Annotated in this window: 17 protein-coding genes; 10 read left to right on the plus strand and 7 right to left on the minus strand. The window is 69.6% G+C overall.

From position 1 onward, the window contains the following. The 10 genes from NOD94_RS31205 to NOD94_RS31250 all read left to right on the plus strand — a co-directional run. Positions 1-904: acetate--CoA ligase family protein (locus NOD94_RS31205; protein ID WP_281209525.1), on the plus strand; the 904-nt coding region annotated here is incomplete at its 5' end. Positions 905-951: 47 nt separating this feature from the next. Continuing rightward, positions 952-1,548 (plus strand): DUF5998 family protein, encoded by a 597-nt coding sequence (locus tag NOD94_RS31210; RefSeq protein ID WP_281209526.1) that lies wholly within the window; start codon positions 952-954, stop codon positions 1,546-1,548. Then, positions 1,548-2,753, plus strand: coding sequence for a nucleotide pyrophosphatase/phosphodiesterase family protein (locus NOD94_RS31215; protein WP_281209527.1), 1,206 nt, complete (start codon positions 1,548-1,550; stop codon positions 2,751-2,753). Before NOD94_RS31210 ends, NOD94_RS31215 begins: the two co-directional genes overlap by 1 nt. Positions 2,754-2,814: 61 nt before the next feature. Next, positions 2,815-3,465 carry a thymidine kinase gene (locus NOD94_RS31220; protein ID WP_281209528.1) on the plus strand — a complete coding sequence of 217 codons (651 nt, stop codon included), beginning with the start codon at positions 2,815-2,817 and terminating at the stop codon, positions 3,463-3,465. A gap of 129 nt (positions 3,466-3,594) precedes the next feature. Beyond that, positions 3,595-4,620 carry a hypothetical protein gene (locus NOD94_RS31225; RefSeq protein WP_281209529.1) on the plus strand — a complete coding sequence of 342 codons (1,026 nt, stop codon included), beginning with the start codon at positions 3,595-3,597 and terminating at the stop codon, positions 4,618-4,620. Between the two features lie 20 nt (positions 4,621-4,640). Next, entirely contained in the window at positions 4,641-7,421 is a 2,781-nt protein-coding gene (locus tag NOD94_RS31230; RefSeq protein ID WP_281209530.1) for a DUF87 domain-containing protein, read from the plus strand. A gap of 587 nt (positions 7,422-8,008) precedes the next feature. Then, positions 8,009-9,859, plus strand: coding sequence for a hypothetical protein (locus NOD94_RS31235; protein WP_281209531.1), 1,851 nt, complete (start codon positions 8,009-8,011; stop codon positions 9,857-9,859). Next, positions 9,856-10,731, plus strand: a complete 876-nt coding sequence (locus NOD94_RS31240) for a hypothetical protein (protein WP_281209532.1) — start codon at positions 9,856-9,858, stop codon at positions 10,729-10,731. Before NOD94_RS31235 ends, NOD94_RS31240 begins: the two co-directional genes overlap by 4 nt. 303 nt (positions 10,732-11,034) lie before the next feature. Then, entirely contained in the window at positions 11,035-11,283 is a 249-nt protein-coding gene (locus tag NOD94_RS31245; protein WP_281209533.1) for a DUF6406 domain-containing protein, read from the plus strand. An 89-nt stretch (positions 11,284-11,372) separates the two neighbouring features. Further along, positions 11,373-11,972: a thymidine kinase gene (locus NOD94_RS31250; protein WP_281209542.1), complete on the plus strand. Its 600-nt coding sequence runs from the start codon at positions 11,373-11,375 to the stop codon at positions 11,970-11,972. Between the two features lie 565 nt (positions 11,973-12,537). Here the strand turns inward: NOD94_RS31250 and valS are convergent. From valS to NOD94_RS31285, 7 genes are all read right to left on the minus strand, one after another. Beyond that, on the minus strand, positions 12,538-15,111 hold the full coding sequence (gene valS / locus NOD94_RS31255; RefSeq protein ID WP_281209534.1) for a valine--tRNA ligase: 2,574 nt from the start codon (positions 15,109-15,111) through the stop codon (positions 12,538-12,540). A gap of 370 nt (positions 15,112-15,481) precedes the next feature. Then, positions 15,482-16,459 carry a GNAT family N-acetyltransferase gene (locus NOD94_RS31260; protein ID WP_281209535.1) on the minus strand — a complete coding sequence of 326 codons (978 nt, stop codon included), beginning with the start codon at positions 16,457-16,459 and terminating at the stop codon, positions 15,482-15,484. Between the two features lie 103 nt (positions 16,460-16,562). Continuing rightward, positions 16,563-16,784 (minus strand): ferredoxin, encoded by a 222-nt coding sequence (locus tag NOD94_RS31265; protein WP_281209536.1) that lies wholly within the window; start codon positions 16,782-16,784, stop codon positions 16,563-16,565. A 3-nt stretch (positions 16,785-16,787) separates the two neighbouring features. Continuing rightward, positions 16,788-17,984, minus strand: coding sequence for a cytochrome P450 (locus NOD94_RS31270; protein ID WP_281209537.1), 1,197 nt, complete (start codon positions 17,982-17,984; stop codon positions 16,788-16,790). 98 nt (positions 17,985-18,082) lie between these two features. Further along, a complete protein-coding gene (locus tag NOD94_RS31275) occupies positions 18,083-19,744 on the minus strand; it encodes an NAD(P)/FAD-dependent oxidoreductase (RefSeq protein ID WP_281209538.1) in 1,662 nt (553 codons plus the stop codon). A gap of 3 nt (positions 19,745-19,747) precedes the next feature. Beyond that, positions 19,748-20,434 (minus strand): class I SAM-dependent methyltransferase, encoded by a 687-nt coding sequence (locus tag NOD94_RS31280; RefSeq protein ID WP_281209539.1) that lies wholly within the window; start codon positions 20,432-20,434, stop codon positions 19,748-19,750. Positions 20,435-20,445: 11 nt separating this feature from the next. Beyond that, positions 20,446-21,575, minus strand: a 1,130-nt coding sequence (locus tag NOD94_RS31285; RefSeq protein ID WP_281209541.1) for an alpha/beta fold hydrolase, incomplete at its 5' end; no start/stop codon positions are given.

The raw sequence follows: 21,575 nt of genomic DNA on the forward strand, positions 1-21,575 counted from the left end.
CCCCGACACCACCGACGCACCGCCCGCCCGCGGCGGCCCGATCCCGACCTACCCCGCCGCCGAGCGGGCCGTGAAGGCCCTCGCCGAAGCCGTCCGCTACGGCCAGTGGCGCAGGGCCAACGCCGAGGGCGGCCAGGTCCCCGAGTACGAGGACATCGACGAAGCCGGCGCCGCCCACCTGCTCGCCGGCCTGCTCGCGGACGTCGCCCCCGCCTCCGTCGCCACCCTGGACGAGGCCGACGGCCGCGAGCTCCTCGGCCGCTACGGCATCCGCGTCCTGCCCGTCCTCCCCGCCCCCACCCCCGACGCCGCCGCCCGCGCGGCCCGGATCCTCGGCTACCCCGTCGCCCTCAAGACCACCGCCCCGCACCTGCGCCACCGGGCCGACCTGGGCGGCGTACGCCTCGACCTGACCACCGAGGCCGAGCTGAGGCGCTCGTACGAGGAGCTCACCGACTCCCTCGGCAAACCGGCCGAGCTGCTCCCCGTGGTGCAGGCCATGGTGCCGCGCGGCGTGGACACCGTCGTCCGCTCGGTCATCGACCCCGCGGGCGGCGCCGTCCTCACCTTCGGGCTCGCCGGCGTCGCCTCCGAGCTGCTCGGCGACACCGCCCACCGGCTCGTTCCCGCCACCGACCGGGACGCGGCCGCGCTGATCCGCTCCATCCGCACCGCCCCCCTGCTCTTCGGCTGGCGCGGCAGCGACCCCGTCGACACCCGCGCCCTGGAGGAACTCCTGCTGCGGCTGTCCCGACTCGTCGACGACCACCCCGAGGTCGTCGGGGTCTCCCTGGAGCCGGTGGTCGTCGCCACCGAGGGCCTCTCCGTGCTGAGCGCCACCGTCCGCGTCGCCCACCCGCCCGCCCGCACCGACCTCGGCCCGCGCACCCTGCCCAGCTACTGAGCGACGGACAGGTAGGGGGACCCCGGAGGGGCCTTAGGATGGACCTCATGGCGAAATCCGGTACGACGACCCAGGGGCTGCGCGCGGCGATCGAGCGCAGCGGCTACTACCCGGCCCTCGTGGCCGAGGCGGTGGAGGCCGCCGTGGGCGGCGAGCCGATCTCGTCGTACCTGGTCCACCAGGAGACCACCTTCGACTCCAACGAGGTCCGCCGGCACGTGACCGTGCTGGTCCTCACCGGCAACCGCTTCATCGTCAGCCACACCGACGAGCAGGCCGCCGACGCCGGGTCCCCCTCCCCGTACGCGACCACCTCCACCGAGTCGGTCAAGCTCAGCAGCATCTCCTCCGTGGTCCTCAGCCGCGTCGTCGCCAACCCGGAGTCGTACACCCCGGGCACCCTGCCCCGCGAGGTCGTGCTGACCATCGGCTGGGGCGCCGTCTCGCGCATCGACCTGGAGCCCGCCGCCTGCGGCGACGCGAACTGCGACGCCGACCACGGCTACACCGGCAACTCCACCGCGGACGACCTCAGCCTGCGGGTCAGCGAGGCCGGCGACGGCCCCGAGACGGTGCGCCAGACCCTGGTCTTCGCCCAGGCGCTCTCCGAGGCGACGGCCGCCACCTCCGGTCCCGCCCGCTGATGTCGTACTCCGCGCCGCCGAACTGGCAGGACGAACCGGAACTGCTCGACCTCGCCGGCGCCCCGGTCCCGCACTACGGGACCGGCTCGCTCGCCGACCTCCTGCCGACCCTCGCGGCCGGTCAGGGGGTGCCCGGCCTCGCCGCCGGGATCGCCGAGCTCACCCCGGCCGACCGGAACTGCGTGTTCCTGGTCGACGGCATGGGCTGGGAGCAGATCAAGGCCCACCCGGACGAGGCCCCGTACCTCACCTCCCTCCTCGCCGGCTCGCGCGGAGGCACCGGCCGCCCGATCACCGCGGGCTTCCCCGCGACCACCGCCACCTCCCTGGCCTCCGTCGGCACCGGCCTGCCGCCCGCCCGCCACGGTCTGCCGGGCTACGCCGTGCGCAACCCGGCCTCCGGCGAGCTGATGAACCAGCTCCGCTGGCAGCCGTGGACCGCACCCAAGCCCTGGCAGCCGTATCCGACGGTGTTCCAGCTCGCGGACGCCGCGGGGGTGCACACCGCCCAGGTGTCCTCACCCACGTTCCGCACCACCCCGCTCACCAAGGTCGCGCTCAGCGGCGGCACCTTCCACGGCCGGATGACCGGCGAGGAACGCATGGACCTCGCGGCCATCCAGCTCGCGGCCGCCGAGCGCTCGCTCGTGTACACGTACTACAGCGAGCTCGACGGGGCCGGACACCGGCACGGCGTGGACTCCGACGCCTGGCGCGGACAGCTCATGTTCGTCGACCGGCTGGTGCGGCGCCTCGCCGAGCAGCTGCCGCCGCGCACCGCGCTGTACGTGACCGCCGATCACGGCATGGTCGACGTCCCCTTCGACGAGGACTCCCGGATCGACTTCGACGACGACTGGGAGCTGGGCGCCGGCGTTGCCCTCCTGGGCGGCGAGGGCCGGGCCCGGCACGTGTACGCCGTACCGGGGGCCGAGGCAGACGTACTCACCGTGTGGCGCGAGGTGCTCGGCGACCGCTTCTGGGTCGCGAGCCGCGAAGAGGCCCTGGAACTGGGCTGGTTCGGCGCTCCGGGGGAGTGCGACGAGCGCGTGCTCGGCCGGATCGGCGACGTGGTCGCCGCCGCCCAGGCGGACGTGGCGATCACCGCGTCCCGCAACGAGCCCAACGAGTCGGCCCTCGTCGGCATGCACGGCTCCATGACCGCGGCCGAGCAGCTGGTCCCGCTGCTCGAAGTCCGCACCTGATCGACCGCACCAACCCCTTCCCCCCGTTCGTCGACCACGACCCGAAAGGTTCCGTCCTGCCATGCCCGAGCTGGTGTTCTTCTCCGGAACGATGGACTGCGGAAAGAGCACCCTGGCGCTCCAGATCGCGCACAACCGTGACGCGCGGGGCCTGCAGGGCGTCATCTTCACGCGGGACGACCGGGCGGGCGAGGGCAAGCTGTCCTCGCGCCTGGGTCTGGTGACCGAGGCGGTCGAGGCACCGGAGGGCATGGACCTGTACGCGTACCTGGTCGCCCAGTTGTCCAAGGGCGGCAAGGCCGACTACGTGATCGTGGACGAGGCGCAGTTCCTGGCCCCCGACCAGATCGACCAGCTGGCCCGGATCGTGGACGACCTCGGACTGGACGTCTTCGCCTTCGGCATCACGACCGACTTCCGCACGAAGCTCTTCCCGGGCTCGCAGCGCCTGATCGAGCTGGCGGACCGGCTCGAACAGCTCCAGGTCGAGGCCCTGTGCTGGTGCGGGGCCCGCGCCACGCACAACGCCCGTACCGTGGGCGGCGAGATGGTCGTCGAGGGCGCCCAGGTCGTCGTCGGCGACGTGAACCGCCCGGCGGGCGAGATCGGCTACGAGGTCCTCTGCCGCCGCCACCACCGCAAGCGGATGACCTCCGCCGCGGCCCACGCGGGCGCCCTCTCCCCGGACGTCCTCCCGGTCAACCACGCCTGAGCGCCGCTCCCTTCCGCATCGCGACGTCGACACCGTTCGGCGGGTTCCGAGCGTCGGGGCGCTTTGGTCGTCATCGAACCCCTGCACTAATCTGATCAACTGGACTGCTGGGATGGGGGAGCGGGAAGCATGGACGGTAAACAAGCCGAAGGCGCGGTGGGTTGGGCGGCCACGGGGGCGATGGGGCCGAACGCCGCATACCGCAACCAGACGATGCGCTATGAGAACGTCGAGCTGAGCTTCGACGAGTCGGTGCCGTTCCGGACCGTGTTCCAACTCTGGTTCCAGGCCTTCGTGGTCTCCTTCCTCGTCTTCATGATCTTCGGCCTGCTGCCCGCGCTGGCATCGGATTCCAGCCTCTTCGACTCGGGGGGTGAGCTGGGCGTCGGACAAGTCCTCGGCTTCATCGCCTTCTGGGTCGTCCTCCTTGCCGCGCGCATCAACGAACCGGTCTCGGAGTGGAAGACCCTGCTGGAGGACAAGCACGCGGCGTCGTCCTCCGCGTACGCCGCCGTTTACGGCGCCCTCGCGAGGCGGAAGATCCCCGTGTCCGCGGTACCGGTCCGGATCCGCAGCGACATCATGCCGGACGTCGTGAACAACCGACTGGTCATCAGGAGCGGCCGGTACGTCGCCTACGTGACTGTTTTCGGCTACGGGACCAGCCTGTACGTCGGATGGACGATGTGGCGCAGCCGCTCCGGGGCAGTGATCATCGGACACTTCCTGAAGGACCTCGTCGGCGGGATGTTCAACCGCACGGGTGCGATCAACCAGATGCTCCGCACCGAGAAGCCGCGCGCCATGCGGGAGGCCGTGCACTCCGCGGCCCGTGAGGGCGTGGAGGTGGCTGTCCAGGGCATTGAGGTTCCGATGGTGTCGACCTTCGGCCAGGAGCCGCCCATCCAGTCCGGCGCCACCGCGACCGAGCCGGTGGCCGGGGGCGGCAACGGTCCGGTGCCGGGCGCCGGGCCCGTGCCCGGGATGGACAATTCGGCCATGGCGCCGCATGTGAACCCGGCGTACCCGGCGTACCCGGCTCCGCAGGTTCCGGCGACCCGGCCGCCTCACTACGGTCCGCCGAACCCGCCCGCCGCTCCGCCCGTGCCGCCGACCACTCACATGCCGTATGGCACTCCCGGTGGTGGAAACTGAGCGCAGCCGGGTCGGACGGAGTGCTCGCCGTCACCGACGGCACGACCGTATGGGCTTGGACGGCCGTTCGCATCGACGCCGCCGCCGACCTCACCGAGATCCAGGAGTACGCGGACCTGCCGGAATCGGAGCGCAGGACCAAGGCGGTGGCTGCCGAGACCGCCTGGCTGGCGGGACAGTGGAACACCGGCCACGGTGAACGGATCGAGCTGCGCTACCTGAGCGACCCGGCCGAGCGCAGGGTCTCCTGTGCCCTGCTCGGTCGGGTGGCGGCTCCCACCGCGGAGCGCGCCGATGCGGCCGCGCGCGCGGTCCGTGACCGGATGGCGGCGCTTCCCCGGCACGTGCACGCTACGCCGGTCGTGGACGGCGGCGAGACGGCGCGGCTGTTGACTCCCTTCTCGCCCGACGCGGTGGCGGGGGTGGCGGAGATCCGCAAGCGCTACCACAGCGGGCTCCCCAACCGCCCCGATGCCGGAGTGCACTACTACCTCGCGCCGCAGCCGTTCACGGCGGCGGCCCCGCCGTGGGACGTGCTGTGGCAGGCGCTGGCCGCGCACCCGCACCCCGTGATGCTCAGCATCGGCCTGGAGCCGTACGTCGTACCGCCCGACTTCGGTCCGCTCCTGCACCGCATCGCGACGCAGTACGGACGCCTGGGTACCCCTGGGCAGCTGCCCGACGGGCTGTGGTCCCCGGGCGCCCAACTCGCCGCCGACGCCTTCGCCGTGGACGCCTCCCGCGTCTACGCCGATGCCGCCCGCCGCTACACGGACCGCGTGTTCCGCATACGTATCGCTCTCGCCTCGCCGGCGCCCCTGCCGGAGTCCCTCGCCGAGCTCGTCGGTGCCACGGTGTCCCCGCCGGTGCAGGCCCGCGAGGGCGGCGTTCTCACCGAGACGATCAACGGTCCTGCGCACACCGTTGCCTGGCCCGCACCCGGTGAACTACCCGAAGCCTGGCGGCAGCTGACCACCCTGGACCAGTCGCGTTGGGGCGGCGACCACTGCTGGCGGCTGCCCGAACACCTCTCCCCGCCCCTGCGGCTGCTTCCGGAACTCGTCGATGCCCGCGAGGCCGCCGCGGCCTTCCGCCTGCCCCTGGCAGTGAGCGGCCACATGACGGGATTCCCCGTACGGCGCCCCGGCATGGCCGGTGAGACGGCGTACCGCATGGACGGCCCGGTCATCACCCTCGGACGCCAGCTCGTCAACGACATGCCCGCCGGTCCCCTGGGCATCGGCCTGGGCGACCTCACCCGGCATGCCCTGATCGTGGGTACGACCGGCTCCGGCAAGACCAACACCACTCTGGCGTTCTGCGAGCAGCTGTGGCGCGACCACCGCGTGCCCTTCCTCGTCCTCGAGCCCGTCAACTCCACCCTGGACGATTACCGCTGGCTGGCCACCCGCCCCGGGTTCGAGGACCTCCTGGTCCTCACCGTCGGCGACGAATCCGTCGCGCCGCTGCGCCTCAACCCCTTCGAGGTGCCGGCCGGGGTTCGTGTCAGCACCCATATCGCCGGACTCATGGCGTGCTTCGACGCGGCCTTCGGCCTTTGGGACCCGCTGCCCAGCATCTACAACCGGGCACTGCGGGCGACGTACGCGCGCAAGGGCATCGTCCCCACCGACACCGCCGATCCGTCCCTCGCCGAAAACTGGCCGACGCTGCGTGACTTCATCACGGAGATGCGCAAGCAGTGCGAGCAACTGGACTACTCGGGCGAGGTGCGCGACAACATCATCGCCGCCTCCCGCCTGCGTGCGGAGTCCCTCGCGGAGGGGGCGTGCGGCACCACTTTGGACGTCGCCCGCTCCTACCCGGTGGAAGAGCTGCTCCGCCGCCCGGTGATCGTCGAGCTCGCGGGCGTCGGGGACAACGAGAAGGAGCAGTCGCTCATCACGGCACTGCTCCTGCAGACCATGACCGAGTACTACAAGGCGAACCGCGAGGGCGGCTCCCTCGCCCACGTCACCGTGATCGAAGAGGCACACCGCCTGCTCGGGCAGCCGGTGGCCCGCGGTGGCGACGCGAGGGAGGGCAACGCCCAGGCCCGTGCGGCCCAGGCCTTCGCCAACACTCTGGCGGAGAACCGCAAGTACGGCGAGGGCATCGTCATCGTCGAGCAGGTCCCCGGCAAGCTCGTCGAGGACGCGTACAAGAACACCAACCTCAAGGTCATGCACCGGCTGCCGTCCGCCCAGGACCGTAACCTCATCGGCGGAACCATGCGGTTCTCTCCCGACCAGGAGCGGTACGCCGCCTCGCTGGAGCCCTTCCAGGCCTTCGCCCACCACGACCGTATCGACCGTCCGGGGCTGCTCCGTGTCCCCGACGTACGCGCGCAGGCGGCGAGGGAGGCAGGGGTCGTCCGGGCGCCCCTGGCCACGGATGCGGAACTGGCCACCCGCTTCCGCGCCTTGGCGGCCGACCACGAGGCGGTCGACGCCGCGCTGGCCCCCTTCCCCGACTGTGAGGGCTGCCGGCACCGTTGCAGCTTCCGCACCCGGGCCGCCACGGCGGTGTGGCCCGAGCACGGCACGAAGCTGAAGGAACGCGTGGCGGCGTACCCGAAGACCTCCCGCGAACAGGCGGATTGGTGGCGCGCCACCGCCGACTGGGTGACCGCCCTCGCCGACACGGTCCCCCTGCGCGTGCCGGAAGGGGATGGGGACTCCGCGGTGGACGACTACCGGGCCTGCGTGTTCGTACACGTGGCCCGAGCGGCGTGGCAGCGCAACACCCTGCCGTGGGTCCGGCTTTACCGCGACAACGTCCGGCCGGCCGGCGCCCGATGAGCGAACGTCCGCCAGAGCTGCCCCCACGTCCGGAACCACCGTCCGCTCCGGAGCCCACGGACGCCCCCGCCCCGACCCCGCCGACGGACCAGGCCGAAGCCCCCACCCCGGCAGATGCCCCCGTCCCAGCCAAGGCTTCCGACTCTGCCGGGGCACCCGACCCTGACGAGGCTCCCGACCCTGCCGGGGCGTCGGCGTCGGATGACTCGGCTGAGGCCCGCGGCCGGTCCGAGCCTGCGCGCTCGGACGCGGCGCCGGATCCGGATGAAGCACCGGTCCCGGTGGAGGCCGTTGACTCGGCCGGTTCGGCTTCCCCGGAAGCGGACGTGGCGCCCACCCCCGCCCCGGCGTCGAACGAAGCCCCCGAGCCGACTTCACCCCAGGGCATTGCCACGGAGACCCGTGAGGAGCCGGCCCGACCGTCCGGCCCGGCGGCTGATGTCACCCCGCGCCCGAGCGAGGCTCCCGCCCCGGCCGACGCGGCGTCCTCCGATCCCGAGCAGGCTCCCGCGCCGACCGAGTCCGTCGACCCTGGCGAGGCTCCGGAACCGGCTGAGCCGACTCAGCGCGCCGACGCGACGGAGCCCGTGCGTCCGGCCGAGAGCCCGGATCCGGCGGAAGCACCCGCTCCGGCGGAGGCCGTTGAAGCGGCCGGTTCGGCTTCCCCGGAGGCGAAAGCGGACGAGGCGCCCGCCCCTGCCCCGGCGTCGGACGAAGCCCCCGAGCCGGCTGAACCGCAGGGCGCCGCTGCGGAGGCCCCCGACTCGCCGTCCGGGCCGGCGGCTGATGCCGCCCCGCGCCCGAGCGAGGCTCCCGCCCCGGCCGACGCGGTGTCCTCCGATCCCGAGGAGGCTCCCGCGCCTGCTGCGGCCGTCGACTCCGGCGAGGTTCCGGAGTCGGCTGAGATTCGGCGCGCCGACGGGGCGGAGTCCCTGCGTCCGGCCGGGAGCGCGGACCCGGAGGTGGCGCCGGATCCGGCGGAAACACCGGTTCCGGTGGAAGCCGTCGACTCGGCCGGGTCGGGTTCTCCGGAAGCGGACGAGGCGCCCGCTCCCTTCTCGGCGTCGGACGAAGCCCCCGAGCCGACCGAGCCTCAGCACCCGGACGCGCCCGCCGGGGGCGAGGAGTCGCAAATGCCGGAGGGCTCCGGCGATCCGGCGAAGCCGGACGACGAGCTTCCCGAGCTGGAGCTGGAACTCAAGCCCTACGACGACTCCGCGCCGTACTCGGCCCTGTACACCGCATCACTCGGAGCCGAGCAGCAGGGTGAGGCGCCCAAGAGCGCCCCGGCCGCGCCCGCGGAACGGGCCGACGCCCCTGCGCCCGCCGAGGCCCCCGGCCAATCCGAGGAGCCGGAGCCCACCGGCCCCTTGGATTCGGCCGATGCCCCGGGCAGCCCAGCTGAGCCCGCGCGTCCGGTCGAAGCTCCGGACCCGGACGCGGCGCCGGAGCCCACGGCACTGACGGACGCCCCCGAGCCGCCCGCGCCTGAGACCAAGGCTGTTCCGGAGCGGGCCGAAGCTACAAAGCCGCCTGCGGACGTCTTGGACCAGGCTGGTGAGAACGAGGCCAGGCCGGTCGAAGCGCTCAAGGCCAAGACTCCTGGGGGTGCGGCCGAGGCCGCCGGATTCGGTGCGGTGGCCGGGGAGACCGTCCTGCCGGGTGACGGCGACAGCATCCGCCGGGCCCACGAGCCGGAGGCCGAGCCGAAGGCTGACGCGGCTGAGGACGAAGGCGAACGGTACGGCAACAGCGCGCTACGCGACGGCCCCAGCTATCAGAAGGAGATGGACGACCAGCTGGGGGCACGCGGCCTGGACCGCTCCGAGCATGACAAGCTCCGGCTCACCCGGACCAACGAGCTGAGCGAGGCGCAGGCCCGCGAGGTCGTCGGGGTCCGTGACGCGATCAAGCTCGACGAGGGCCGTATGATGACCAAGGTGATCACACCCGAAAAAATGCAGGCATATCTGGACAACGCCAGCAAGTTCGGCAAAAAAGACTTCAACCCCGGCGAGTTTGAAGGCTCGATCGCGCGCGGCTGTGACACCGCCGGCCTGCGCAGCATGGACCAACTGCGCGACGGGCTCGCTCTGGATGATGGCGGGGCCGGCTGGAGCCCCGTCCCTCCGGGTGCGTCCGAGGCGTACCAGCTGCGTTTCCCGGCACCGCACGGCATGGACGCGCCCCCGAGCCTTGGTGCCGTCGGCGACCAGGGGCTGGCCGACCGCGTCGCCGGCATGGCCGGCCTGAGCAAGGGAAAGGGCTGGGATGACCCGTTCCTCGGCACCGGCTACACCGGTGGGGGTGTCCCGGAATGGATCGCCGAACCCACCGGCTTCCCACACCATGCTGAGATCTGGCGTATGCACGCCGACGGCGCAGAAGAAGCCTGCGGCTTCTTCGACAAGAACGAAGGATTGTGGAAAAGCCTATGACTGACCCTGCGAGCCGCCCCTTCCCGGTCAAGGGTGAGGTCGCCGTCTTCCACGGCGACCTCTACCGGACCCGTCCCGCCGCGGGTTTGTGGCCGTGCGTCGAGCTGCTGCCCGAGTCAGACCGCCCCGCACCCGCGGGCCTTGCCCCGCGCGAGAGCGCCAACGGGTCGGTGGGATACCCGGTGCCGCCGGAGCGCCTCGAAGTCTGGTACGCCGTGCGGTGGACGTTCCGCTGGCGGGACGAGCTTTTCGAGTGCACCGCCGCCGCGCCCACCACCGTCTCGGGCGACTACCTCGGCTCCGACGAACACTTCGCTAGGGAGCACCTCAAGCGCCGGGGCATCCGCTATTGCGGCGTCTTCCCGCGCGACGAGGTCACCGAGCTGGCGGAGCATCGCGAGGATCTGCTCCAGCCACTGCACGACCTGGTTCGGCGTCTGGCCGAGGTCGACCATTTCCGCCCCAAGGCCTACGCGGTCTACCACGGCCAGACGTATCCGGCTGCTGCCGAGGTCGACGCGTCGGGCCTCATCGCTCTGTCCACCGGGCACGACCGGCCTGAGGATCTTGTCGCCGATCCCCGGGACCCGGACGCCGGACACTTCCTCGCCGCCCCGGAGCAGTTGGGCGCCTGGTACCGGATCCACTGGACCTTCCGCTGGCAGGGTGGTCCCTTCGACGCCGTCGGGACGGTGGACGGTATGATCAAGGGCGTCTACACAGGCGGCAGCTGGGGCTTCGCGGACAGCTGGGGCCTGACCGACGAGACGGGTCGCGACGCGGCGGCGCAAACCCGATACACGGCCATGGTGGACCTCGACGGTGTCACCGACCTCGAACAGCACCGCACCGACCTGCTGGCCAACCAGTAGCCAAGGCGGGAGGCGCAGGCCGCCGCGTGGATCCGGCATCGCCGGCATGGAGGCCTCCGGCGACGACCCCATGGCCTTGTCGCGGCCGTGGTGGGCACCTCGTCCTTGCGTCGTACGTCCGCGTGCTCCAACATCTCGGCGATCGTCACCGATCCACTGCCGGAGCCCCGCCCGGCGGGAGCACTCACGCAGGTGCTGGGATTCACCTGCGCAATCCTTGGAACAGGAACCATTCCGAGCCCCTGACAATTTCACGGTTCAAGGCCGGCATCCGGCCTCGATGCGCCACCTTGGAGTGATCAGGTGACTACTGAGATCTTTGTCTTTCGTGGAGTTCCGACGCCAACCGCCCTCGCCTTCTTCGGCGTGATCTGTGTGGAATCACGTCCTGGTTTCCCCCTCACGGTCCGCCTAGTGGTGGACGACGGAGAGGAACGGAAGTACACCCTTGAGCCGGGCGACACCTTCTCAGTCCGGGGAGAGCCCTGGAAACTCGACCACGTGGACGACCCGGCCGGGGATTGGCAGGTTTGTCTCCGTAAGGTCGAGTAGCCGTTCGAGGCGCGCCACACTTCTCTGCGTACGTGCGTGCAACGGCGGCTGCAGTTGAATGAGTTGGTGGATGGTCAAGAAAAAAGACCCTGGCGCTCCAGATCGCGCACAACCGTGACGCGCGGGGCCTGCAGGGCGTCATCTTCACGCGGGACGACCGGGCGGGCGAGGGCAAGCTGTCCTCGCGCCTGGGTCTGGTGACCGAGGCGGTCGAGGCACCGGAGGGCATGGACCTGTACGCGTACCTGGTCGCCCAGTTGTCCAAGGGCGGCAAGGCCGACTACGTGATCGTGGACGAGGCGCAGTTCCTGGCCCCCGACCAGATCGACCAGCTGGCCCGGATCGTGGACGACCTCGGACTGGACGTCTTCGCCTTCGGCATCACGACCGACTTCCGCACGAAGCTCTTCCCGGGCTCGCAGCGCCTGATCGAGCTGGCGGACCGGCTCGAACAGCTCCAGGTCGAGGCCCTGTGCTGGTGCGGGGCCCGCGCCACGCACAACGCCCGTACCGTGGGCGGCGAGATGGTCGTCGAGGGCGCCCAGGTCGTCGTCGGCGACGTGAACCGCCCGGCGGGCGAGATCGGCTACGAGGTCCTCTGCCGCCGCCACCACCGCAAGCGGATGACCTCCGCCGCGGCCCACGCGGGCGCCCTCTCCCCGGACGTCCTCCCGGTCAACCACGCCTGAGCGGCGTGTCCGTGGGCCTGGCTTCCGTGGCCCGTCTCCGGGATGACGATTCGGGTCGGATTCGTTCATCCGGATAGATTGCACGACCGGCTCCTCGCCGAACCGGACGGGAAGGTCGGCCCCTCACCGTATTGCCGGCGATCTGTCGGCCGCCCTTGCTAGGCGCGTGTCGGTCGGAGATGAGGGGCCGGGAGGGGCTCCTCCTGCGGGATGGACGATTGCTTGCCTTGTCGTGGTGCGCGACCGGGTAGCGCCATCGCTCGAAATTGTCGGCGCACTGCCCGATAGGTGTTCCGCCGCTGGTGGATCTCGCGATCGAAGGCCGGTGGGCGACCGCTGCGGCGGCCGGGCCGTTTGCGGGTGCAGGCCTTGTCGACCGAGTGTGGGATCAACGCGCGGATTCCGGCCGAGCCCGTCATCCGGGAAGGCAGAAGCCCCAGGTCACGGAGAGTGACTCCTGGGGCTTCCGCAGAGCGGCCTTCGGGGTTCGTACCCGAGACCGGCGTATGACGAGGTCACCGGTGATGCTGACGCGTGGTGCCGTCCGTGACGCCGATATGGCTCGCTACGACAACTCAACCTCGACCGTCAGCTCGGCGGCGTCCTCGTCGGCCCGGAGTTCAAGCTCGGACACGTTGCCGGCCGCCTTGATGTCCGCGCTGAGCAGCGCGATGCTCTCAAGCACCTTGGAGGGCGCCTGGACCACGACCCGGGCGACTTCCGCCCGCATCGACAGCTTCGCGGTGGACTTGGCCTTGCGGACGACGGCGATCGCCGAGGCGGCGACGTCGGCCAGCTCCGGCCGCCCGTCGGCGGCACCCGCCGCGAACTCCTCGAGCGACGGCCACGCGGCCAGGTGCACCGTGGAGTCGTGGGTCCACGACCAGGTCTCCTCCGTGGTGTAGGGGAGCACGGGCGCGAACATCCGGGTCATGATGTCGAGCGCAGTTCGCAGCGTGGCCCGGGCCGACTCCGCGCCCTCCTCGCTGCCCTTGCCGTAGGCGCGCTCCTTGACCAGCTCGACGTAGTTGTCGCAGAAGTACCAGAAGAAACGCTCGATTCCGTCCAGCGCCGAGGTGTAGTCGAAGCCCTCGAGCGCGGCCGTCGCCTCGGTCACGGTCGTGGCCAGCTTCGCCAGCAACGCCTTGTCCAGCGGATCAGTGGTCTCCGCACCGGCGGCCGGCGCGGGCAGTGAGAGCACGAACTTGCTCGCGTTGAGTAGTTTCACCGCGAGCCGCCGGCCGATCTTCATCTGCTGCGGGTCGAAGGCGGTGTCGGTCCCCGGACGGCCGCTCGCCGCCCAGTAGCGGACCGCGTCCGCGCCGTACTCGTCCAGCAGATGCCCGGGGGTGACCACGTTCCCCTGGGACTTCGACATCTTCTTGCGGTCCGGGTCGAGGATCCAGCCGGAGAGCGCGGCGTGCTTCCACGGGGTGGTGTCGGCCTCCGAATGGGACCGGACCACGGTCGTGAACAGCCATGTACGGATGATGTCGTGCGCCTGGGGGCGCAGGTCCATCGGGAAGACCTGGGCGAACAGCTCCGGGTCGGAGAGCCAGCCGCAGGCCAGCTGAGGGCTCAGCGAGGAGGTCGCCCAGGTATCCATGACATCCGGTTCACCCATGAAGCCGTTGGGCTTGCCCCGCTGGTCTTCCGTGAAGCCGGGCGGACAGTCGCTGGACGGGTCGACCGGAAGCATCGATCCGTCGGGAACGATGGGCTCGCGGTAGTCCGGCTGCCCCTCCTCGTCCAGTGCGTACCAGAGCGGGAACGGCACGCCGAAGAAGCGCTGACGGCTGATCAGCCAGTCGATGTTGAGACCCTGGACCCAGTCGTTGTAGCGGGACTGCATGTGCGGCGGGTGCCACTGGATCTCGTTGCCACGGGCGAGGAGTTCGTCGCGGTGCTCGACGGTCCTGATGAACCACTGCCGGCTACTGACGATCTCCAGGGGCTTGTCGCCCTTCTCGAAGAACTTGACCGCACGCGTCGTCGGGCGCGGGTCGTCGATCAGACTGCCGTCGGCCCGCAGCGCCTCGACGAGGAGCTCGCGGGCACTGTGGACCGTCTTGCCCGCGATCGTGTCGTAGATCGCCTGCGCCCGCTCGGCGTCCTCGCTCGGCAAGGTCTCGAAGTCGAGGGCGAGCAGCCTGCCGTTGCGGCCGATGACCGTACGGGTCGGAAGCTGGAACTCGCGCCACCACATCACGTCGGTCATGTCACCGAAGGTGCAGATCATCGCGATGCCGCTGCCCTTCTCGGGGTCGGCGGCATGGTGGGCGACCACCGGGACCCGGACACCGAACAGCGGCGAGACGACCTCACTGCCGAAGAGCGGCTGGTACCGCTCGTCGTCGGGATGCGCGACCAGCGCCACGCAAGCCGGAAGCAGCTCGGGCCGGGTCGTCTCGATGAAGATGTCCTCGGACCCGTGCTTGAACGCCACCCGGTGGTACGCGCCCGAGGCGTCCTTCTCGATCACTTCGGCGTTGGCGACCGCCGTCTGGAACGACACGTCCCACATCGTGGGCGCCTCGGACTGGTAGGCGTCACCGCGCTCGAGCAGGTTCAGGAAGGCTTGCTGCGAGACCCGCTGAGCCTCCTTACCGATGGTCGTGTACGTCATCGACCAGTCGACCGATAGCCCCAGCTTGCGCCAGAGCTTCTCGAAGACGAGCTCGTCCTCGGTGGTCAGCCTTTCGCACAGCTCGACGAAGTTCTGCCGCGAGATGCTGACCGCGGGTGCCTTCTTGTCCTTGCCCGTCCGCTCCGCGACGGGGGTCGGCGCTGTGAAGTCCGGGTCGTACGGCAGCGACGGCTCGCAGCGCACGCCGTAGTAGTTCTGCACCCGGCGTTCGGTCGGCAGGCCGTTGTCGTCCCAGCCCATGGGGTAGAAGACGTGCTTGCCGCGCATCCGCTGGAAACGGGCGACGATGTCGGTGTGGGTGTAGCTGAAGACGTGTCCCACGTGCAGGGAGCCGCTGACCGTGGGCGGCGGAGTGTCGATCGAGAATACGGCGTCACGACTGCCCGGCCGTCCGAAGCGGTATACGTCGGCCTCACTCCAGAACTGCGACCACTTCGATTCCAGCTCGTCGAGCGAGGGCTTCTCCGGAAGCGGAGACCCGTAGCGCGTCACGCCGACACACCCTTCCCAGTTGTTGCTGCACCTTGAGACCGGCCGAACGGCGACCCCCGCCGATAGCGGCGACCTCGGCGCGGATCCTCAGCGATACCGATGAGTCGCGACTCGACCCCAGGGACATTGTAGGCGCCCCGGGCACAGGCCCCTACCCGCGCTTTCCCGGCAGATCCCCGGTGCGGCGGCGCCCGGACAGCCGGGTCACCGCCGCCACGAGTGTTGACGATCCCACGGTGAACAGGGCCGAGCCGGCTGGCAGGGACCACCGCCGGCCCGGTCGCTTTGCGTGCGAGGCCTGGCCGACGGCGAACTCCCCGGCCGGACCCGGCCGGGGGGAGGCGGCCCGAACGCGCCCGCCTCCGTGGCGTCAGACCGTGGCGTCGGCGCCGTCCGGCACGCTGCGGGCCATGCTCCAATACCCGAGGGTCCGCACCATTCCCATGGCCTGGTTCAGGCGCATGACGGGCTCGTTGGTTTCATCGTTGAGTGCCGTGACGACCTGAACGCCGACGCTCCGAGCCTCGGCCAGCTGGGCAGCCTTCACCGCTTTCCCGACCCCGCGCCTGCGGTGGTCGGGGTCGACACCCGTGAAGATCGTGTGCCAGACCGAGCCTCCGGCTTCCGGCGCCAGCACCGTCAGTCCGCAGGGGATCGCCTCGCCGCCATCGGCCTGCTCCAGCTCGGCCAGGAGGAAAACCGCTCCGCGCGGAATGGCCTGCAGGACGGAGCCCAAGTCGACGCTCGCCCCTGTGCCGAACGGGACGGGGAAGCCGATGAGGCACCGGCTCGCGACCGCGGTCAGAAGCTCCGTCTCCGTCTCCATGTCGAGCGGGCGCAGGCGCACCACGGGTCCGTCGGCCACCTTCCCGAGCCGGCTCCGGAGATCCTCCTCCCGCTCGGGAACGTCGGTCTTCCAGCCGACGCTGTGGTTCGTCACCGTGAGGCCGTACCGCTCGGCGAATCGCCGTCCGCGCGGGAGATCATCGCGTAGTGCGCAGGTGAGCGTCCTGAAGTCGGAGCGGCCGCCGAGCGCCGAGGCCACCTCGCCGGCCAGCACGGTTCCTATGCCCTGTCCGCGCTCGGCCTCAGTGACCACCACCCGGACCGCTGCGGTGCCGGGGAGACTGGGCACGGCGGTGAGCGCTGCCGCGCCGACGATGGCGCCGCCTCGGTCCGCCACCAGCGTCCGGCCGGCGTGATCGGGATGGTCGGCGATCAGTAGCTTGCGCAACTGGAAGCGGTTGTCGTAGGCGCTGGAGGTCGCGAGCAGCTCTACGGCGTCATCGACGTCCGCGGATTCGAGTGCTCGTACCAATACGCCCGGGATCGAACGGTGTTCGGTCAACGGGGTACTCCTGATTGCGTAAGGATGGGCATGCCGAGGGCCTGCCGCGTGAGGGTGGCCGGGGGTTCCGGGCGGGGATCCGCCGTTTGGACGGGTGACCTGCTCATGACCAGGGGCGCGGGCCGATAACCGCGCCGCGCTCGCTGACGGTGATCGCCATCGCCGGGCAGGTGTCCGCGGCGTCGAGCAGGGTCTCGTCCGGCTCGACGCTGCTGGTCACGGGCCGGGCGAGCACTCCGTCCAGGGTGAAGCGGTCCGAGGCCAGGGCCGCGCACACACCCGAACCGATACAGACGTCCGGGTCCACGTCGAGGTTCCACGTCACGGGTCACCAGCCAACGGGCATGATCCGGGGCGCACGAACGATCGTCGGGGTCTTCCAGACGACCTCGCCCGCCATCTTCAGGCCGGGCAGCTTGGAGAGGAGGGCACGCAGAGCCTCCTGCAGTTCGAGTCGGCTGAGCCCCGCGCCGGGGCAGTGGTGCACGCCGTGGCCGAAGGCGACGTGCTGCCGGTTCTCCCGACCGAACACGAGCGACTCCGGAGAATCGAACTGGAGCACGTCCCGGTTGGCGGCGCTGACCGAGACGAGCACGGGCTCACCGGCACGCACCAGCACTCCGCCGACCTCGACGTCCTCCTTGGCGTAACGGGGAAAACTACCCCCCGCGGCGAGGAGTGGAACGAACCGGTTCAGCTCTTCCACGGCCTCGGGTATCAGATCGGGGTCCGTCAGCAGCTGTTCCCAGTTCTCCGGGCGCTCCAGAAGCACATGGACGAAGTTGGAGATCTGACTCGCGGCGTTCTCGTGGCCGGAGGTGAGGACCCCGGTCGCCACCTCGGCCAGTTCGAGGTCCGACAGCCGCGCGGTCGCGTCGCTGACCTCGATCAGACGGGTCGCCATGTTGTTTGTGGGTGTCCTGCGTTCACCCTCGATGAGGCCGCGCATGTACTCCCGCATCTGAGTGCGGATACCGTCGAACTCCTCTGCGGTCAGCGCGCTCGTCGAAAGCCATGCGTCGCTCCAGGAGCGGACGGTGGGGCGGTCGGCTTCGGGCACACCGAGGAGCTCGCACATCACGGTGAAGGGCAACGGCATGGAGAAGCCCTCGACCAGATCGGCCGATTGACCGTCGGCGACCATGTCGTCGATCAGCCGCTCCGCGATCTCCCGCACCCGCGGCCGCAGCTCCTGGACCGTGCGCGGGGTGAGTGCCTTGGCGACCAGGGCACGCAGATAGGTGTGTTCCGGCGGGTCCATGCTCAGGATGCCGGCGACGTTGTTGTCCGGTGTCAGCCGTGGCGCGTCCTTCACCGCGGCCATCGCCCGGCTGAAGCGCGCGTCTCCCATCACGAAGCGGGCGTCGGCGTAGCGGGTCACCAGCCAGGTCGGCTCGCCATACGGCAGCTGGACGCGAATCAGGCCATCCGTCTCTCGTGCGGCCGCATACAACTCGCTCAAAGCCAGGCCGCCGTCTCCGTCGAACGGGTAAGAGGCGCAGTGGTCGTGGACGGGATGAGTCATGGGAAAAGCTCCTCGGATCGGTTCATCAGACAGCTGGATCGAGCTGACGCCTTCGACGCCCTGCTCACGCGCTCGCGTCGTTCGCCCGCGGGGTGAACTCACCCGGCGACGCCCTTGTAAATCTCATCCAGCGGCTGGTGACCGTCCCAGTCCGGATTGAATACGTCCTTGAACCTCTCCTCGCTCCAGGACCCGCCCGAGAGTTCGATGAGCCGTTGCACGAGAGTGCGGCAGAAGATCTCGTAGCTCCGCTCGTCCGCCGGGCCTTCCAGCGTCCAGTCCCTCGGCTCGTAAACCTTCGGCATCAAGGTCTCGTCCTGGTCGAACGTCGCCGAGTCGAGGAAGACGCCCGAGTTGTGGGTGTAGTACTTCTCATCACGTTCGATCAGCTCGACGAACTCTTCGGTGAGGCGGTCCGCCGAACTCAGCAGCCGGGCGAGCTTTCCACCCATCACCGTTTCGTCACATGGGCAGTCGGTGCCGTGGGTCCGGGAGAACTTGAGCAGGATGCGGTGGTCTTCGAGCGCGTCCGGGACGATGCGGTTGTAGTAGACCCTGGTGCGAAGGGCCAGCCAAGCGGCCCAGGCGTCGAAAGAGCCGCGGGAGACGTAGTGGCCGAGCGTGTTGAGAAGCTTCTCGTAGCGGCTGCGGACCCGGATGTCGAAGTGATGGACGAACGCCGGCAGCTCGGCCGTCCGTTCTTCCCTATCCGACTTGATGAACTCACCGATGAGCTTGTTGTTCTCGGTGAAGAGCCAGGAGGAGGTCGCGAACATCGGATCAAGCACCGTCGCGGCATTGCCCGTCAGGAACCATCGGTCCTCCGAGAACTGCTGCTTGGCAAGGCGTGCCAGCCGCTTGCGCGTGCCGAAGCTGCGAAGCGTGGGGTCCGGTCCCAGGATGTCACGCAGGGCTCGGTGTTCACGAAGGAACGCCAGCAGTTCGTCGCCCGACCCGACAGCGGGCTCCGTGTGACGCCTGTCGAAGACGACACCGATGCTGTACTGCGACTCGGAGAGCGGCAGCAGCCAGATCCAGTAGCCGCGGTACATGAAGTACGTCATCGATGACGCGCGGCCCCAGTGCGGAACGCGATGGCGCCACGCGCTGTCACCCAGTGCGTCGAGGGACAGGCATCCGTCGACGCGGGCCCACGATGCCGCGATCGGGTTGCGCCCGTCCTCGGGGACCAAATCGAGCATGCGGGCGAGGGGGGAGGCCTCTCCCGCCGCGTCCACGAGCCACTTGCAGCGGATGACGCCCGCAGTGGTACGGACCAGGTGACCGTTCTCGCGGTCGAGCGTGATCGCCTCGGCCGGCGACTCACCTGGACCGCAGTTCAGGACGGAGGTCCCGAGCAGGACCCGGACACCGCTGTTGCGGTTCAGCTCGCAGAGGTCGCGCTCCATCGCGGGCCGGTCGATCAGATAGGTGGGAATGGGATGGGGCCGCTTGCCGCCGATCTCGGACATGCGCTCGATCGGCAAGTCCTTTTCGGCCGAATCGAAGAAAAAGCGCATACCCGAACTGACATAGTGGTTTTTGCGCAGGTACGGACCTATTTGAAGAATGCGATTGGCGTAGTTGGTGAACTCTTCGCCGGAGGACTCATCGAGCCCCGGCGGGAACTCCACTTCCTTCTCGAGTACCACGATGTCCAAATCGGGCTGCTCCAGGCGCAGCTGTCGGGCCAGAGTGCCCCCGGCCAGCCCGGCGCCGATGATAAGAACGTCACACGACAAGTCTGAATCGTTGTTCATTTCTTACTCTCCGTCCGTCGAGCGCGGCCTGTTGATCGGCTTACGCGCGCTGAAAAGTGCCACTGATCCGACGAGCTGAACTTTCACTTCGTCGAATCGCTCCCGCAGGGCGCTCTCCAGGCCGTGCGCGGTGTCCGACGAATTGTGGAAGTGGCCACGTTCGTTGTAGGCCTTGAGCAGGTACCTGGCGATCGCGTTGTGCCGGCCATCGCGCACGACCGTTGAGCCGAATACCACGCCGTCCTGACTCAGGAGCGGCGCGAGGTGATCGAACACGACGCTTTTCTCTGCGATGGATCCAGGGAGGCAATGGAGCAAGTAGTTCATGCCGATGGAATCAAACTTCGTCAAATCGTCCGGTATCGGCTCCAGCACGTTATAGTGGTAGATTTCCGGCGAGTGTTTGGCGGCAGCCCCGGCTGCGTACTGCAGGCTGTTCTCGTTTATGTCCATGAGGCCGAGACGGGGGTTTGTGGCAGGGTATCGGCAATGTGCGACATAATATCCGGTACCCACGCCGACATCGAGATGGTTTCCGGAGGCGTGCTCGTCATACATTCGGAGCAGGCGGGGAGTCGAGCATCTCCAGCCAAGCCGGTTGCTGAACCCCAGAACGAAGAATCTGTAATAGTTGAGCCCCCAGCGCGTATAGGCTTGCTGGCCTTCTTGCACTTCTTTGGTCAATTCCATGGGAAGCCTTTTCATTCAAACGATGGAAGGTGAGTGGATATAATTTGGGCGATCGCCTCCACGTTCTCCGGCGACAGCATCGTCACGTGGTTGCCGGGCACGCGGTGCGTGGCGAGACCGTCCAGGGCGATGGGCTCCCAGGCCGTGTCCGGGCGCGGGGGATCGATGCCTGGACGTCGCTCTTCGGCGAGGAAATACAGAATCGTGCCTTCGTAGGGGCGGGGCCGGTAGGCGCCGAGAGCCTCCATGTTGGCCCGGTAGACATCGACGACTCGCTGGGCGAAGGAGGCACCCGGATCTCCGGGGCCCAAGGCGACCGTGTCCATTTCCTCACGGTCCGGTGGCATCTGGCCGGGTGCGGGGGAGTCGAAGACGGTCAGCAGGTGCACGGTTTCACCCGCGGCTCGCAGCAGTTGCGCCATTTCCAGGGCTACGAGGCCTCCGAATGACGCGCCGCCCAACGCGTAGGGGCCGGTGGGTCGCTGCGCCCGAAGCTGGGCGAGATATCGCGAGGCCATTTCCTCGATGCTCCGCAGGGGGGCGGCCGCGCCGTCGAGACCTCGTGCCTGGAATCCGTACACCGCCTGCTCGGCAGGGAGCAGGCGCGCAAGCTCCCGGTAGAAGAAGACGCTTCCGCCGACGGGGTGCACGAGGAACAGGGGTACGCCGGCCCCGTCCCCCTGCTTGAGCGGCACGAGCTCGCTCTCCCCGGCGGAAGACGGAGTCAACGCCGCGTCCACCAAGTGGGCGAGCTGCGCCGCCGTCGGAGCGTCGAGCACGACATGGCTGGACAGCCGGGCCCCCAAGCGCACCTCGGACCGCGCCACGATCCGCATCGCGAGCAGGGAGTTCCCTCCGATTTCGAAGAAATTGTCGTGGACACCGATCGGGTGGACACCCAGGGTCTCTTCGAGCTCTGCCACGACGCGCTCCTCGGTCACCGACCGCGGTGCGACGTACGTGCTGCTCAGGACCGGGCGGGCGTAGCCCTCCGACGCCGGGGCCGGGGCAGCCACCGTCCCGATCGGCGTCGGCGACGGATCAACGGTTGGACGTCCGGGCGCCTCTATCCAGTAGCGCTTGGTGTCGAACGCGTAGGTGGGTAGGGGTACGCGTCGCGGTGAGCGGTTCGTGTGCAGGG

The organism is Streptomyces sp. Isolate_45, assembly GCF_024721315.2.
GTDB lineage: Bacteria > Actinomycetota > Actinomycetes > Streptomycetales > Streptomycetaceae > Streptomyces.